The sequence below is a fragment of the Pseudomonas sp. NFX71 genome (genome assembly GCF_048079215.1).
Classification (GTDB): Bacteria; Pseudomonadota; Gammaproteobacteria; order Pseudomonadales; family Pseudomonadaceae; genus Aquipseudomonas; species Aquipseudomonas fluorescens_B.
In genome coordinates this window covers 1,222,994-1,239,379 of the sequence record NZ_CP182230.1, presented here as the reverse complement: position 1 = coordinate 1,239,379, position 16,386 = coordinate 1,222,994, and the positions used below count along the sequence as shown (strand labels likewise).

General features: G+C 57.6%; 16 protein-coding genes. 13 read left to right on the top strand and 3 right to left on the bottom strand.

Annotated elements, in window-relative coordinates; all coding sequences use genetic code 11:
• From rplO to bfr, 10 genes are all read left to right on the top strand, one after another.
• Positions 1-438, top strand: coding sequence for a 50S ribosomal protein L15 (gene rplO, locus ACM1ZW_RS05710; protein WP_007896782.1), 438 nt, complete (start codon positions 1-3; stop codon positions 436-438).
• Positions 439-1,767, top strand: coding sequence for a preprotein translocase subunit SecY (secY, locus tag ACM1ZW_RS05705; RefSeq protein WP_008073883.1), 1,329 nt, complete (start codon positions 439-441; stop codon positions 1,765-1,767).
• 27 nt (positions 1,768-1,794) lie between these two features.
• Positions 1,795-1,911, top strand: a complete 117-nt coding sequence (gene rpmJ / locus ACM1ZW_RS05700) for a 50S ribosomal protein L36 (protein ID WP_002555468.1) — start codon at positions 1,795-1,797, stop codon at positions 1,909-1,911.
• 130 nt (positions 1,912-2,041) lie between these two features.
• Positions 2,042-2,398, top strand: coding sequence for a 30S ribosomal protein S13 (rpsM, locus tag ACM1ZW_RS05695; protein WP_003186020.1), 357 nt, complete (start codon positions 2,042-2,044; stop codon positions 2,396-2,398).
• 30 nt (positions 2,399-2,428) lie between these two features.
• On the top strand, positions 2,429-2,818 hold the full coding sequence (gene rpsK / locus ACM1ZW_RS05690) for a 30S ribosomal protein S11 (RefSeq protein ID WP_002555466.1): 390 nt from the start codon (positions 2,429-2,431) through the stop codon (positions 2,816-2,818).
• Positions 2,819-2,836: 18 nt separating this feature from the next.
• Positions 2,837-3,457, top strand: a complete 621-nt coding sequence (gene rpsD / locus ACM1ZW_RS05685) for a 30S ribosomal protein S4 (RefSeq protein WP_003210056.1) — start codon at positions 2,837-2,839, stop codon at positions 3,455-3,457.
• Positions 3,458-3,479: 22 nt separating this feature from the next.
• The gene (locus ACM1ZW_RS05680) at positions 3,480-4,481 is read left to right on the top strand and encodes a DNA-directed RNA polymerase subunit alpha (protein WP_003186012.1); all 1,002 of its coding nucleotides are present in this window, start codon (positions 3,480-3,482) and stop codon (positions 4,479-4,481) included.
• Between the two features lie 42 nt (positions 4,482-4,523).
• Positions 4,524-4,910, top strand: a complete 387-nt coding sequence (rplQ, locus tag ACM1ZW_RS05675) for a 50S ribosomal protein L17 (RefSeq protein WP_007943777.1) — start codon at positions 4,524-4,526, stop codon at positions 4,908-4,910.
• 202 nt (positions 4,911-5,112) lie between these two features.
• Complete coding sequence (locus tag ACM1ZW_RS05670; protein WP_416740302.1) at positions 5,113-6,567, top strand: catalase; 1,455 nt, start codon at positions 5,113-5,115, stop codon at positions 6,565-6,567.
• 149 nt (positions 6,568-6,716) lie between these two features.
• Positions 6,717-7,181 carry a bacterioferritin gene (gene bfr, locus ACM1ZW_RS05665; protein WP_008030905.1) on the top strand — a complete coding sequence of 155 codons (465 nt, stop codon included), beginning with the start codon at positions 6,717-6,719 and terminating at the stop codon, positions 7,179-7,181.
• A 66-nt stretch (positions 7,182-7,247) separates the two neighbouring features.
• On the opposite strand, the gene uvrA is transcribed toward bfr, so the two are convergent.
• A complete protein-coding gene (gene uvrA, locus ACM1ZW_RS05660) occupies positions 7,248-10,082 on the bottom strand; it encodes an excinuclease ABC subunit UvrA (protein ID WP_017341067.1) in 2,835 nt (944 codons plus the stop codon).
• A 191-nt stretch (positions 10,083-10,273) separates the two neighbouring features.
• Between uvrA and ACM1ZW_RS05655 the strand changes: the two genes are divergently transcribed.
• A complete protein-coding gene (locus ACM1ZW_RS05655) occupies positions 10,274-11,671 on the top strand; it encodes an MFS transporter (RefSeq protein WP_017341066.1) in 1,398 nt (465 codons plus the stop codon).
• Positions 11,672-11,680: 9 nt separating this feature from the next.
• On the top strand, positions 11,681-12,208 hold the full coding sequence (locus tag ACM1ZW_RS05650) for a single-stranded DNA-binding protein (protein ID WP_017341065.1): 528 nt from the start codon (positions 11,681-11,683) through the stop codon (positions 12,206-12,208).
• 70 nt (positions 12,209-12,278) lie between these two features.
• On the opposite strand, the gene ACM1ZW_RS05645 is transcribed toward ACM1ZW_RS05650, so the two are convergent.
• Both ACM1ZW_RS05645 and ACM1ZW_RS05640 read right to left on the bottom strand, forming a co-directional pair.
• A complete protein-coding gene (locus tag ACM1ZW_RS05645) occupies positions 12,279-14,483 on the bottom strand; it encodes an OsmC domain/YcaO domain-containing protein (protein ID WP_416740301.1) in 2,205 nt (734 codons plus the stop codon).
• 187 nt (positions 14,484-14,670) lie between these two features.
• Positions 14,671-15,225, bottom strand: a complete 555-nt coding sequence (locus tag ACM1ZW_RS05640) for a cysteine hydrolase family protein (RefSeq protein WP_017341063.1) — start codon at positions 15,223-15,225, stop codon at positions 14,671-14,673.
• Positions 15,226-15,326: 101 nt separating this feature from the next.
• Here ACM1ZW_RS05640 and ACM1ZW_RS05635 point away from each other — a divergent pair, with 101 nt between their 5' ends.
• Positions 15,327-16,322, top strand: a complete 996-nt coding sequence (locus ACM1ZW_RS05635) for a GlxA family transcriptional regulator (protein ID WP_416740300.1) — start codon at positions 15,327-15,329, stop codon at positions 16,320-16,322.
• The last annotated feature ends 64 nt before the right edge of the window (positions 16,323-16,386 follow it).

The window sequence follows — 16,386 nt, the reverse complement described above, 5'->3', positions numbered from 1 at the left end:
ATGAAACTCAATGATCTGAGTCCAGCGCCGGGTTCCCGTCGCGAAAAGCATCGTCCGGGCCGTGGTATCGGTAGTGGTTTGGGCAAGACCGGTGGCCGTGGCCACAAAGGTCAGTCCTCCCGCTCCGGTGGCACCATTGCTCCAGGCTTTGAAGGCGGTCAACAGCCGCTGCATCGTCGCCTGCCGAAGTTCGGTTTCGTTTCCCTGAAAGCCATGGATCGCGCAGAAGTGCGTTTGTCCGAGCTGGCTAAAGTGGAAGGCGACATCGTCACCGTGCAGTCCTTGAAAGATGCCAACGTGATCAACGTCAACGTACAGCGTGTGAAAATCATGCTGTCCGGCGAAGTGACTCGCGCTGTTACCATCGGAAAGGGAATCGGCGCCACCAAAGGTGCGCGTGCGGCTATCGAAGCAGCTGGCGGCAAGTTCGAGGAATAAATGGCTAAGCAAGGTGCTCTCTCTGCGCTCGGCAAAGGCGGTATGTCTGAACTCTGGGCTCGTCTGCGTTTTCTGTTCCTGGCGATTATCGTCTACCGAATAGGCGCACACATCCCGGTTCCAGGTATCAACCCGGACCGACTCGCGGACCTGTTTCGACAGAATGAGGGGACCATTCTTAGCTTGTTCAACATGTTTTCCGGCGGCGCGCTGGAGCGGATGAGCATCTTTGCACTGGGGATCATGCCGTACATCTCGGCATCGATCATCATGCAACTGATGACAGCCGTCAGCCCGCAGCTGGAGCAGTTGAAGAAGGAAGGTGAAGCTGGGCGTCGCAAGATTGCCCAGTACACCCGCTACGGCACTGTCGTCCTCGCTCTCGTTCAGGCAATTGGCATGTCCATTGGTCTGGCGGGGCAGGGCGTATCGTTCACTGGTGACTTTGGCTTCCATTTCGTCGCGGTATCCACTTTTGTGGCTGGTGCGATGTTCATGATGTGGCTGGGTGAGCAGATTACTGAGCGTGGTGTTGGCAACGGTATCTCGATGTTGATTTTCGCAGGTATCGTCGCCGGTCTTCCGAGAGCGATCGGGCAGTCTTTCGAGTCTGCACGTCAGGGTGATATCAACATTTTTGCCCTGGTTGCCATCGGTTTGCTGGCAGTAGCGATTATCGGTTTTGTGGTGTTCATTGAGCGTGGCCAGCGTCGTATTGCTGTTCACTACGCCAAGCGTCAGCAGGGCCGGAAGGTCTTCGCTGCGCAGACTAGCCACTTGCCGCTGAAGGTGAACATGGCCGGTGTTATTCCGGCTATTTTCGCGAGCAGCATTTTGCTGTTCCCGGCTTCGTTGGGTACCTGGTTCGGTCAGTCTGAAGGTATGGGCTGGTTGCAGGACATCTCGCAGTCGATCGCTCCTGGTCAGCCGTTGAATATTCTGCTGTTTAGTGCAGGGATTATTTTCTTCTGCTTCTTCTATACGGCGTTGATGTTCAATCCGAAAGACGTAGCGGAAAACCTGAAGAAGTCCGGTGCCTTTATTCCGGGCATCCGTCCAGGTGAGCAGTCGGCACGCTACATTGATGGCGTTCTGACTCGTTTGACCCTGTTCGGTGCTCTATATATGACGGCCGTGTGTCTGCTTCCCCAGTTCCTGGTGGTTGCGGCAAACGTACCGTTCTACCTTGGCGGGACCTCGTTGCTGATCGTCGTCGTGGTTGTGATGGACTTCATGTCCCAAGTACAATCGCACCTCGTTTCGCACCAGTACGAATCCCTGATGAAGAAAGCCAACCTGAAGGGTTACGGCAGCGGCATGTTGCGCTGAGTACCCATAAGGTTCGAGGAGTTGGTGATGAAAGTTCGTGCATCGGTGAAAAAGCTGTGCCGTAACTGCAAGATTATTCGCCGCGAAGGTGTTGTTCGAGTAATTTGCAGCGCGGAACCGCGTCACAAACAGCGCCAAGGCTGAGTGTGATTGTGCTTCAAGCCCGGTAGCTAGTGCGCTACCGGGTTGATTATTTGTTATTACAGCGATATTATCTCGCGCCCTATTTCTTGGCTTCCGGGGCGTAGGTAGCTGTCAATTGGAGTCCCACTGAATGGCCCGTATTGCAGGCGTTAACATTCCAGATAACAAGCATACTGTTATCTCGCTGACCTACATCTATGGTGTTGGTCGCACTACTGCACAGAAGATCTGTGCAGTGACTGGGGTAAACCCAGCCGCAAAGATCAAGGATCTGAGCGACGAGCAGATTGAGCAGCTGCGTGGCGAAGTGGCGAAGTTCACCACTGAAGGTGACCTGCGTCGCGAAATCAACATGAAAATCAAGCGTTTGATGGACCTCGGTTGCTATCGCGGTCTGCGTCATCGTCGTGGTCTTCCAGTGCGCGGTCAGCGTACCAAGACTAACGCGCGTACCCGTAAAGGTCCGCGTAAGCCGATCCGCAAGTAATCGCCCCAGCGAATCGACAGGAAATTAATCATGGCTAAACCTGCTGCTCGTCCTCGTAAAAAAGTTAAAAAGACAGTGGTTGATGGCATCGCCCACATCCATGCTTCTTTTAACAACACAATCGTGACCATCACCGACCGTCAAGGCAACGCTCTTTCCTGGGCTACCTCCGGTGGTTCGGGTTTCCGCGGTTCCCGCAAGTCCACCCCGTTTGCTGCTCAAGTAGCTGCTGAACGTGCTGGTCAAGCTGCGCTGGAATACGGTCTGAAAAACCTCGACGTTAACGTCAAAGGTCCAGGCCCAGGTCGTGAATCTGCAGTCCGCGCTTTGAACGGCTGTGGCTACAAGATCGCCAGCATCACCGACGTGACGCCAATCCCGCACAACGGGTGCCGTCCGCCGAAGAAGCGCCGCGTGTAATCCAGGAGATTGTAAAGAATGGCTCGTTACATTGGTCCAAAATGCAAACTCGCTCGTCGCGAAGGCACCGATCTCTTTCTGAAGAGCGGCGTGCGCGCGATCGAATCGAAGTGCAACATTGAAGCAGCACCTGGTATCCACGGCCAACGCCGCGGTCGCCAGTCCGATTACGGCACCCAACTGCGTGAAAAGCAGAAGGTCCGTCGTATCTACGGCGTTCTCGAGCGTCAATTCAGCGGCTACTACAAAGAAGCTGCTGGCAAGAAAGGTGCAACTGGTGAGAACCTGCTGCAACTGCTCGAATGCCGTCTGGACAACGTTGTATACCGTATGGGTTTTGGCTCTACTCGTGCCGAATCCCGTCAGCTGGTATCGCACAAATCCGTCAGCGTTAACGGTCAGACCGTAAACGTGCCGTCGTACCAGGTTCGTGCTGGTGACGTGGTCGCGATTCGCGAGAAAGCAAAGAACCAACTTCGCATTGTCCAAGCTCTCGATCTGTGTGCCCAACGTGGCCGCGTAGAATGGGTAGAAGTAGACACTGAGAAGAAGTCGGGCGTTTTCAAGAACGTTCCAGCTCGCAGTGATCTGTCCGCCGACATCAACGAAAGCCTGATTGTCGAGCTCTACTCCAAGTAAGGGCTAGAAAATAGGTGCATCCATGCAGATTTCGGTAAATGAGTTCCTGACACCCCGCCATATTGATGTGCAGGTTGTCAGTCCAACCCGCGCCAAGATCACTCTCGAGCCTCTCGAGCGTGGTTTCGGCCACACCCTGGGCAACGCGCTGCGACGCATCCTGTTGTCCTCAATGCCCGGCTGTGCAGTAGTCGAGGCCGAGATTGACGGTGTACTCCATGAGTACAGCGCCATCGAAGGCGTACAGGAAGACGTAATTGAAATCCTGTTGAACCTTAAAGGTCTGGCTATCAAGCTGCACGGTCGTGACGAAGTTACGCTGACCTTGTCGAAGAAGGGTTCGGGGGTGGTTACCGCTGCCGATATTCAGCTGGATCATGATGTCGAGATCGTTAACCCCGATCACGTAATCGCTAACCTGGCGTCTAACGGCGCCCTGAACATGAAGCTCACCGTAGCTCGTGGTCGTGGTTATGAACCGGCAGACTCGCGTCAGAGCGATGAAGACGAAAGCCGCAGCATCGGTCGCTTGCAGCTTGACTCTTCGTTCAGCCCGGTTCGCCGTATCGCATACGTGGTGGAAAACGCCCGTGTCGAGCAGCGTACTAACCTGGACAAGCTGGTTATTGATCTGGAAACCAACGGTACCCTGGATCCTGAAGAGGCTATTCGCCGCGCTGCAACCATCCTGCAACAGCAGTTGGCTGCGTTCGTCGACCTTAAAGGTGACAGTGAGCCTGTGGTTGTCGAGCAGGAAGACGAGATCGATCCGATCCTGCTTCGCCCGGTTGACGATCTGGAACTGACTGTACGTTCGGCTAACTGCCTTAAGGCGGAAAACATCTACTACATCGGTGACCTGATTCAGCGTACCGAAGTAGAGCTGTTGAAGACTCCGAACCTTGGCAAGAAATCCTTGACTGAAATCAAGGACGTTCTGGCCTCCCGCGGTCTGTCCCTCGGCATGCGCCTAGACAACTGGCCGCCTGCAAGTCTTAAGAAGGACGACAAGGCGACTGCCTGATCGTCGTAATCACCGAACGTCGTGTTTGGTAAGGAATGAACCATGCGTCATCGTAAAAGTGGTCGTCACCTGAGCCGCACTAGCTCGCACCGCAAGGCCATGTTTCAAAACATGGCAGTGTCGCTGTTCGAGCACGAGCTGATCAAAACTACACTGCCGAAAGCTAAAGAACTGCGTCGCGTTGCTGAGCCGCTGATCACTTTGGCCAAGACAGACAGCCTGGCTAACCGCCGTCTGGCTTTCGACCGTACTCGTTCGAAAGCTATCGTTGGTAAGCTCTTCAACGACCTGGGCAAGCGTTACGCTACCCGTGAGGGTGGCTACCTGCGCATCCTCAAGTGCGGTTTCCGCACTGGCGACAACGCGCCTATGGCGTACGTCGAGTTGGTTGATCGTGCTACCGGCGGTGAAGCTGTATCCGCTGAGTAAGACGTCAGTCTGAAACGAAAAACCGGGCCCTGTGCCCGGTTTTTTGTGGGCGATTGAAAAGTTTTGCCCTTAACGGCTCGCTTCGTTAGTTATTTTCTATCGAAGCCTGCAGGTTAATGAATTAGTAGGTGTAACGTTTCTGATCGATACTCCCTTTCAGCCGATTAGCCGGCAGTTAAAGACTGACAGAGGAAGAGATCGCATGAGCCAAAATAAAATACTTACGACCGCCAGTGGCGCTCCTGTCGCCGACAATCAGAATTCTCGTTCCGCCGGCCCTCGTGGCCCATTGCTCCTCGACGACTTCCACCTGATCGAGAAGCTTGCGCACTTCAACCGTGAAAACATCCCGGAGCGCCGCGTGCACGCCAAAGGCTCGGGTGCTTACGGTACGTTCACCGTCACGCGTGACATCACCGAGTACACCAGTGCCAAGCTGTTTGAATCGGTTGGCAAGCAAACTCCAACGTTCCTGCGGTTTTCCACCGTAGGCGGTGAGCGCGGTTCGGCCGATACAGAGCGGGATCCACGTGGCTTCGCCCTGAAGTTCTACACCGAGGAAGGCAACTGGGACATCGTAGGCAACAACACGCCGGTGTTCTTCATTCGCGATCCGCTCAAATTTCCGGACTTTATCCACACTCAAAAACGCCTGCCTCAGAGCAACCTGAAAAGCGCGCAGATGATGTGGGACTTCTGGTCGCACTCGCCTGAGGCGCTGCACCAGGTCACCATCCTGTTTTCGGACCGTGGCATTCCTGACGGCTACCGTCACATGCACGGGTTCGGCAGCCACACCTACAGCCTGATCAACGCCAGCGGCGAGCGTCACTGGGTGAAGTGGCACTACAAGACCCAGCAAGGTATCAAGAATCTGGCGCCGGCAGAGGCTGCACGCCTGGCGGGTACCGATCCGGATTACGCTCAGCGCGACTTGTTTGGTGCAATTGAGCGCGGTGATTTCCCGAAATGGCGCGTATGCATTCAGATCATGACTGAGGCCCAGGCTGCGGCGCACCACGAGAACCCTTTCGACGTGACCAAGACCTGGTCGCAGAAAGAGTTTCCACTGATCGAAGTCGGGGAGCTGGAGCTCAACCGTAATCCGCTGAACTACTTCGCTGAAGTCGAGCAGGCGGCGTTCGGTCCGAGCAACATGGTGCCGGGTGTCGGCCTGTCGCCAGACCGCATGCTGCAAGGCCGCGTGTTCGCTTATGCAGATGCGCACCGCTACCGTGTAGGCACCAACCACCAGCAGCTGCCGGTGAATGCGCCTCGCAGCCCGGTCAACGGCTACCAGCGTGATGGTTCCATGGCGTTTGGCAGCAATGGCGGCGCTACGCCGAACTATGAGCCGAACAGCTACGTCGATTCGCCAAAACAAGCGTCTCGCTATGCTGAGCCAGCTCTGGCATTGAATGGCGCGGCTGATCGTTACGATCATCGCGAAGACAACGACTACTACAGCCATGCCGGTGCGCTGTTCCGGCTCATGAATGATGAACAGAAGGCGCTCTTGGTCAACAACATTGCCGGGGCGATGTCTGGTGTTTCAAGCGATGTGGTTGATCGCCAATTGCAGCATTTCTTCAAGGCCGACCCGGCGTATGGAGAAGCAATCGCAAAGGCTCTTAACGTACAGCTTAACGAAGTCTAAACGAGAAGCAGAACCGCCCTCATCTGGGCGGTTTTTGCGCTATTTAAACCACTTTTCTCAGAATATCTTCGCTTTTATCGCGCTAACACAGTGACCAAACAGTCGCTGTGGTTCAAACTACAGACTTTCAAGCAGGGAGATGTAGGGCGATGCAAGGCCACCCAGACGTAATCGATTACCTCAACACGTTGCTGACCGGCGAACTGGCCGCCCGTGATCAATATTTCGTTCACTCGCGGATGTATGAGGACTGGGGATTCACCAAGCTCTACGAACGAATCAACCACGAGATGGAAGAGGAAGCAGGGCATGCCGATGCCCTGATGCGACGGATCCTGATGCTGGAAGGCACGCCACGCATGCGTCCGGACGATCTCGATGTCGGCACCACGGTACCGGACATGCTCGCTGCCGATCTGCGTCTGGAATACAAAGTCCGCGCCGCACTCTGCAAGGGCATCGAACTCTGCGAGCAGCACAAAGACTACGTCAGCCGCGAGATGCTGCGCATTCAGTTGAACGATACCGAAGAAGATCACACCTACTGGCTCGAGAAGCAGTTGGGTCTGATCAAGTTGATCGGTCTTGAGAATTACCTGCAATCTCACACCTGATTGCATCCGGACACAAAAAAGCCCCTGTCACCGACAAAGTGACAGGGGCTTTTTCATGGGCCTGATTCAGGCCTTGTCGCGAGCCAGCAATGGCTTGAGGTAGAAACCGGTGTGAGACTGCTTCATCTCGGAGACTTCCTCTGGCGTGCCGACCGCAATGATCTGCCCGCCTTTGGAGCCCCCTTCCGGTCCAAGATCCACCAGCCAGTCAGCCGTCTTGATCACGTCCAGGTTGTGCTCGATCACCACCACGGTGTTGCCGTGGTCGCGCAGTCGATGCAACACGTCGAGCAGTTGCTGGATATCCGCGAAGTGCAAACCGGTAGTCGGTTCATCGAGGATATACAGCGTCTTGCCGGTATCGCGCTTGGACAGTTCGCGGGACAGTTTCACCCGCTGCGCTTCACCACCGGACAGCGTGGTCGCCGATTGCCCGAGCTTGATGTACGACAGGCCGACATCCATCAGTGTCTGAAGCTTGCGCGCCAGTGCCGGAACTGCGTCAAAAAACACCCGAGCTTCTTCGATGGTCATCTCAAGGGTTTCATGGATGCTCTTGCCCTTGTACTTGATCTCAAGCGTTTCACGGTTGTAGCGCTTGCTCTTGCAGACATCGCATGGGACATAGATGTCCGGCAGGAAGTGCATTTCAACCTTGATCAAGCCGTCGCCCTGACAGGCCTCGCAGCGTCCGCCCTTCACGTTGAAGGAGAAACGCCCCGGCCCGTAACCGCGCGAACGGGATTCCGGCACGCCGGCGAACAGTTCGCGAATCGGTGTGAATAACCCGGTGTACGTCGCCGGGTTGGAACGTGGGGTGCGGCCAATCGGGCTTTGGTCGATGTCGACGACCTTGTCCAGATGCTCCAGCCCTTTGATGCTGTCGTGAGCCGCAGCCTCAAGCGTCGTTGCACCGTTGAGTGCCGTCGCGCTCAAAGGAAACAGTGTGTTGTTGATCAGCGTCGATTTACCCGAGCCAGACACGCCGGTGACACAGGTCAGCAGACCGATCGGAATGTCCAGATCGACGTTACGCAGGTTGTTGCCGCGCGCCCCCTTGAGGGACAACGACAACTTCTTGTTGCGCGGTGTGCGTTTGGCCGGTACGGCGATTTTCACCCGGCCGGACAAGTATTTGCCGGTCAACGAATCAGGGTGAGCCATGACCTCGGCCGGCGTGCCTTCGGCGACGATATGCCCGCCATGCACGCCAGCACCCGGACCGATATCCACCACATAGTCAGCCAGGCGAATCGCATCTTCATCGTGCTCGACCACGATCACCGTGTTACCGATATCGCGCAGGTGCTTGAGCGTGCCCAGCAGCCGATCGTTGTCGCGCTGATGCAGACCAATCGACGGTTCATCGAGGATGTACAGAACGCCAACCAGACCGGCACCGATCTGACTGGCCAGGCGAATCCGCTGAGCTTCACCGCCAGACAACGTGTCGGCACTGCGATCCAGCGACAGGTAGTCGAGACCGACGTTGACCAGGAACTGCAGGCGCTCACGGATTTCCTTGAGGATCTTGTCGGCAATTTCGCCGCGACGCCCGGTCAGTTTCAGCACACCGAAGTATTCGCACGCATCGCCAATCGGCAGATTGGTGACGGCCGGCAAAGTCTTCTCGCCGACCCAGACGTGTCGTGCCTCACGACGCAGGCGGGTGCCACGGCAATCCGGGCACGGCTGGGTACTGAGGAACTTGGCCAGTTCCTCGCGCACGGAGGCCGATTCGGTTTCGCGGTAGCGACGCTCCAGGTTCGGTACGATGCCTTCGAACGGGTGCGAACGTTTGACGATGTCGCCACGGTCGTTCAGGTACTTGAAGTCGACGTTCTGCGAGCCACTGCCGTGCAGGATGAACTTTTGCTGATCGGCGGGCAGTTCATTGAACGGCACTTCGAGGCTGAACTTGTAGTGCGACGCCAGCGACCCGAGCATCTGGAAGTAATAGACGTTGCGCCTGTCCCAGCCGCGAATCGCGCCCTCGGCCAGGGTCAGTTCACCATTGACCAGTCGCTTGATGTCGAAGAACTGCTTCACGCCCAAGCCGTCGCACGTCGGACAGGCGCCGGCCGGGTTGTTGAAGGAGAACAGTTTGGGTTCCAGCTCGCTGATGGCGTGGCCGCAAATCGGGCAGGCGAAGCGCGCGGAGAAGATGATTTCTTCACCCGGCTCATCGTCCATCGGCGCAACCAGCGCAATGCCGTCCGCCAGCTTCAGCGCGGTCTCGAACGATTCGGCGAGGCGCTGTTGCAGGTCGGCGCGGACTTTGAAGCGGTCGACTATGACATCAATCGAATGCTTCTTTTGTTTATCCAGCTTCGGCAGCTCATCCAGTTCGCAGATCCTGCCGTTGACCCTGGCCCGCACAAAGCCTTGGGCACGCAGTTCTTCGAACACTGAAAGATGTTCACCTTTGCGCTCGCGAATCACCGGCGCCAGCAGCATCAGCTTGCTGCCCTCCGGCTGCGCGAGGACCAGGTCAACCATCTGGCTGACCGTCTGTGCTTCCAACGGAATGTCGTGATCCGGGCAACGCGGAATACCCACGCGAGCGTAAAGCAGGCGCAGGTAGTCGTAGATTTCGGTGATGGTGCCGACGGTCGAACGCGGGTTATGCGAAGTCGACTTCTGTTCGATGGAAATGGCTGGCGACAGGCCTTCAATGGTGTCGACGTCCGGTTTTTCCATCATCGACAAAAACTGCCGGGCATAGGCCGACAGCGATTCGACATAGCGGCGCTGGCCTTCGGCGTACAGCGTGTCGAATGCCAGGGACGATTTGCCGGATCCGGACAGGCCGGTGATGACGATCAGTTTGTCCCGCGGCAGGGTCAGGTCGATGTTCTTCAGGTTGTGGGTTCGGGCCCCACGAATCAGGATCTTGTCCAAAGTGGCCTCGCTCGGCGGGCGTCGAAAACGTAGGAGTATACGGCCAAATACTGGATGGATGCACACTATCAAACGAGTGGATGACTGTCGTACATGAAGAGTCTGTCAGCGGAGCGCGTCAAAGCGTCGCGATATACCCTGTCAATCGATGGGACTGGTAGAATCGCCGCCGGTTCACATGAGGTTTTTCCATGCACGATCCCCACAGCGAACGCATGAGTGGCAGTGAGACCCGCGCAGCAAGCGGTCTGGCCCTTGTGTTCGCCTTCCGTATGCTTGGCATGTTCATGGTGTTGCCGGTATTGGCGACCTATGGGATGGATCTGGCGGGAGCGACCCCGGCCCTGATCGGGCTGGCGATTGGCGCTTACGGCCTGACCCAGGCGATTTTCCAGATCCCTTTCGGTTTCATTTCCGACCGCATCGGGCGTCGCCCGGTGATTTACCTGGGGCTGATCGTCTTCGCCCTCGGCAGCGTGCTGGCGGCCAATGCCGATTCGATCTGGGGCGTTATCGCCGGACGAATCCTGCAAGGCGCCGGGGCCATTTCCGCGGCCGTGATGGCGTTGCTGTCAGACCTGACCCGCGAACAGCATCGGACCAAAGCCATGGCCATGATCGGCATGACGATCGGTCTGTCGTTCGCGGTCGCCATGGTGGTAGGACCGTTGCTGACCCGCGCTTTCGGCCTGTCCGGATTGTTTTTCGCCACCGGTGGCATGGCGCTGTTTGGCATCGTGATCGTGATGTTCATGGTGCCGCGCTCCACCGGGCCGTTGCAGCATCGCGAGTCCGGCGTCGCGCGTCAGGCGCTGATGCCGACGCTCAAGCACCCGGACCTGCTGCGCCTGGACCTGGGCATTTTTGTGTTGCACGCGATGTTGATGTCGAGCTTCGTGGCGTTGCCACTGGCCCTGGTCGAAAAAGCCGGGCTGCCCAAAGAGCAGCACTGGTGGGTCTATTTGACTGCGCTGCTGATTTCTTTCTTCGCCATGATCCCGTTCATTATCTACGGCGAGAAGAAACGCAAAATGAAACGAGTTTTATTGGGCGCGGTGCTGACGCTGATGCTCACTGAGCTATTCTTCTGGCAGTTCGGCGATAGCTTGCGGGCTCTGGTGATCGGGACGGTGGTGTTCTTTACCGCGTTCAATCTGCTGGAAGCTTCGTTGCCATCGCTGATCAGCAAGGTTTCACCGGCGGGCGGCAAGGGCACGGCGATGGGGGTTTATTCCACCAGCCAGTTCCTCGGTTCGGCGCTGGGCGGGATCCTCGGCGGCTGGATGTTCCAGCACGGCGGTTTGTCGGCGGTATTCCTCGGATGCGCCGGCCTGGCTGCCCTCTGGCTGGCCTTTGCTGTTACCATGCGCGAACCACCTTACGTGACGAGCCTGCGCTTGCCGTTGTCGCCCGAGGCGATCCGCGAAGCGGGTCTGGTCGAGCGCCTGAAGGCCGTCGTAGGGGTAACAGATGCAGTAATCGTCGAAGATGAAGCGGCGATTTACATAAAATTGGACACCGAACTATTGGATCGCACCACCCTTGAGCGCCTGGTGAACAACCCGGCCGGGGCAGCGTGCGTAGCCTAGGAGAACGTTATGGCCCGTGGGGTTAACAAAGTCATATTGGTCGGCACTTGCGGCCAGGATCCCGAAGTTCGCTACTTGCCTAACGGTAACGCCGTGACCAACCTGAGTCTGGCGACCAGCGAACAGTGGACCGACAAGCAAACCGGCCAGAAAGTCGAGAAGACTGAATGGCACCGTGTGTCGATGTTCGGCAAGGTAGCGGAAATCGCCGGCGAGTACCTGCGTAAAGGTTCGCAGGTCTACATCGAAGGCAAGCTGCAGACCCGCGAGTGGGAAAAAGACGGTATCAAGCGTTACACCACTGAAATCGTGGTCGACATGCAAGGCACCATGCAACTGCTCGGTGGCCGTCCACAGCAGGGCGACCAACAAGGCGGGGGCAACAACTATCAGCAGTCCGCCCCGGCTCCACGCCAGCAGGCTCCGCGTCCGCAACAGTCGTCGGCACCTCAACAGTCGCGTCCGGCTCCACAGCAGCAGGCCGCTCCTCAGCCGGCTCCGGATTTCGACAGCTTTGATGACGATATCCCGTTCTGAGGAGCGGCTATTCAGTCAGTAACAAAAAAAGCGAAGCCAGTGATCTGGCTTCGCTTTTTTGTGGACGCTGTTAGCGGGATAAAGGGGTCACATTGGCCCGCGCCGTGTGCAGCTTTTTGTAGCTGTCGATCAACCGCAGGTGCCGGTCGAGCCCCTCCAGTTTCATGCTGGTCGGCGTCAAGCCATGGAAGCGTACGCTGCCGTCCACCGAGCCGATCGCTGCATCCATCCGCTCGTTGCCGAACATCCGGCGGAAGTTGGCCTCGTAGTCCTCCAGTTCCAGGTCTTCGTCCAGTTTCATCTCCAGCACCACATTGACGGCCTGATAGAACAAGCCACGCTCAACCGTGTTGTCGTTGTACTGCAGGAACATCTCCACCGCTTCTTTCGCCTCTTCAAATTGCTGCAAGGCGAGATAAATCAGCAGCTTCAATTCCAGGATCGTCAGCTGACCCCAAGCGGTATTATCGTCAAATTCGATGCCGATCAGGCTGGTGATGTCGGTGTAGTCGTCCAGCTCGCTTTCCACCAGACGCTCTGCCAGTGCCTGCAGTTCGGCCTCGTCCAGGCGATGCAGGTTCAGGATGTCGGCGCGGAAGAACAGCGCTTTGTTGGTGTTATCCCAGATCAGATCGTCTACCGGATAAATTTCCGAATAGTCCGGCACCAGGATGCGGCAGGCCGTCGCGCCGATATGCTCGTACACCGCCATGTACACTTCCTTGCCCATCCCTTCGAGAATGCCGAACAAGGTTGCGGCTTCCTCGGTATTCGAGTTTTCACCCTGGCCGGAGAAGTCCCACTCCACGAATTCGTAATCCGACTTTGAGCTGAAGAAGCGCCACGACACCACGCCGCTGGAGTCGATGAAGTGCTCGACGAAGTTATTCGGCTCGGTCACCGCATGACCTTCAAACGTCGGCTGTGGCAAGTCGTTGAGGCCTTCGAAACTGCGGCCCTGAAGCAATTCGGTCAGGCTGCGTTCCAGCGCCACTTCCAGGCTCGGGTGCGCGCCGAACGAGGCAAACACACCGCCGGTACGCGGGTTCATCAGCGTGACGCACATCACCGGGAACTCACCCCCCAGGGACGCATCCTTCACCAGCACGGGGAACCCTTGTTCTTCCAGCGCCTGAATACCGGCCAGAATTGCGGGGTACTTCGCCAGCACGTGGGCCGGCACATCCGGCAGTGCAAATTCACCTTCGATGATTTCGCGTTTGACCGCGCGCTCGAAGATCTCCGACAGGCACTGCACCTGGGCTTCGGCCAGCGTGTTACCGGCACTCATGCCGTTGCTCAGGAACAGGTTTTCAATCAGGTTGGACGGGAAATAAACCACTTCACCGTCCGACTGACGCACATACGGTAGCGAGCAGATGCCGCGCTCTTCATTACCCGAGTTGGTATCGATCAGATGAGAACCACGCAGCTCGCCGTCGCGGTTGTAAATCTTCAGGCAGTACTCGTCGAGAATGTCGGCGGGCAACGCATCTTTACGGCCAGGCTGGAACCAGCGTTCGTCCGGGTAGTGCACAAACGGCGCGTTGGCGATGTCTTCGCCCCAGAACTGGTCGTTATAGAAGAAGTTGCAGTTCAGTCGCTCGATAAACTCGCCCAGCGCCGAGGCCAGCGCGCCTTCCTTGGTTGCACCCTTGCCGTTGGTAAAGCACATCGGCGAGTGCGCATCGCGGATATGCAGCGACCACACATTGGGCACGATATTGCGCCACGAGGCGATTTCGATCTTCATCCCCAGGTCTGCCAGAATGGCCGACATGTTGGTGATGGTTTGCTCCAGCGGCAGATCCTTGCCGGCAATATAGGTGCTCGCCTCTGAACTGGAAGCAGGCATCAACAATGCCTGGGCATCGGCGTCGAGGTTGTCCACTTCTTCGATCACAAACTCAGGCCCGGCTTGCACCACTTTTTTCACGGTGCAGCGGTCGATGGAGCGCAGGATGCCCTGGCGGTCCTTGTCGGAGATGTCCGCCGGCAGCTCGACCTGGATCTTGAAAATCTGGTTGTAGCGGTTTTCCGGGTCAACAATGTTGTTCTGCGACAGGCGGATGTTATCCGTGGGGATATTGCGGGTGCTGCAGTACAACTTCACAAAGTACGCCGCACACAGCGCCGACGAAGCCAGGAAGTAGTCGAACGGACCCGGTGCCGAGCCATCGCCCTTGTAGCGGATAGGTTGATCGGCCACCACCGTGAAGTCGTCGAACTTGGCTTCAAGCCGAAGGTTGTCGAGAAAGTTGACCTTGATTTCCATGGGGGATTACCAGAATAACGGGCTAGACGATTTGGCCGCCATTATCCGGCTTTTCGGCGGTAAGTCTTGTGGTTGTCCAGTCCCGAGACAGGTTTGCACCTGTTTCACCCCAAACGCCCGATGCACGGCACCGGGCTTTCTGTGTTTCGGGAGCGTCGGGTGGCAGCACCCGACGCGCAAGCGTTGATCAGTGATGCGCCGCCAGGAACTCGTCGGTGGACACCACGCTGGCATAGGCGAAACCCAAGGCCGACATGAACGCGGCGTGAACGTGGGCCGCCGGAACGGTGAGGCCGTTGAACTCCAGGTCACGTGAGGCACAGGCATCATGAATGACCGTGACGGTGTAACCCATGTCGGCGGCTGCGCGGGTAATGCCGTCGATGCACATGTGGCTCATGCTGCCGATCACCACCAGTTCCTTGATGTCTTGTTCGTCGAGGATCGACTTCAGTTCGGTTTCGCGGAACGAGTTCACGAAATGCTTGAGCACCACCGGCTCGTCGGCTCGGTTGAGAACTTTGGGGTGCAGCTTCGCGCCTTCGGAGCCCGGAGTGAAGAACGGCGCGTCGTTGGAGGTGAATTCGTGGCGAATGTGCACCACCGAATCGCCAGCATCGCGGAAGGCCTTGATCAGGCGTACGGCGTTGTCTGCGGCGGCATCCGCACCGACCAGCGGCCACTTGCCTTGGGGGAAGTAGTCGTTTTGGATATCGACTACGATGAGTGCTTGCTTGGCCATGACTGTTTCCTCGAGTGGGTGTTGGGTGTGGAATGAAGTATCGGCTCTGGCAGGCCGTCCGAGGATTGGCCGCACCGACAATAGAAGGGGTAAAACTGACAATGGACGCACAAAGGGCAATCGCCGAGCTGGGCGTGCTGATTTATCCGGGCGCGCAGATGGCGGCAGTGCACGGGCTGACGGACTTGTTCGGAGTGGCGAACCAGATTGCTGCCGACTATCAGGCTTCACAGTTGCCGCTGTTGCGGGTCAGCCATTGGCAAGTCGATGGCGGTCAGGCACCCACGCGCGTCTACGACAGCCATCCCGCGCCGGACGGTGCATTGGTGGCGGTGCTGATCCCGCCGTCGATTGCCGGTTTTTCCGAAGGCCAGGCGCCGCAAGGCTTGCTGAGCTGGATTCGGCAGCAACATGCACAAGGCGCGACCCTTGGTGGCGTCTGCGTGGGCTCGATTCTATTGGCCGAAAGCGGCCTGCTCGACGGCCGCAGCGCCACCACCCACTGGACCTCGGCCAAGGCGTTCGCCGAGCGTTACCCGGCGATCCGACTCAAGGCCGATACACCGATCGTCGACGACGGCGACCTGATTACCACGGCTGGGTTAATGGCCTGGTCCGAGCTGGGTTTGCGTCTGGTCGACCGCCTGCTGGGACCGAGCATCGCCACCGGCACGGCGCGTTTTCTGGTGGTGGAACACAGCGACAGCGCGAGCGAATGCGGCAGTAATTTTTCACCGATCCTCAGCCATGGCGACGCCTCGATTCTCAAGGTACAGCATTGGCTGCAAAGCACCGGGGCGACTGATGTGTCGCTGGCGGCGATGGCCGAACGGGCAGGGCTGGAAGAGCGCACGTTCCTGCGCCGATTCCGTGCGGCGACCGGGTTGAAACCCACCGAGTACTGTCAGCACCTGCGGGTCGGCAAGGCCCGGGAAATGCTTGAATTCACCAACGGCACCATCGATCACATTGCCTGGACCGTGGGTTATCAGGACCCGAGCGCCTTTCGCGCGACGTTCAAGAAGATAACGGGTCTGGCTCCGAGTGATTATCGGTCGCGGTTTGGCGTTTCGCCGACGGCAGCCGTGGCTCGTTAGCCCGAACGCCACATTGGATCTGAGCATGGCTTGGGTCGTGCAAAATGCCGGAACTGAAACAGGT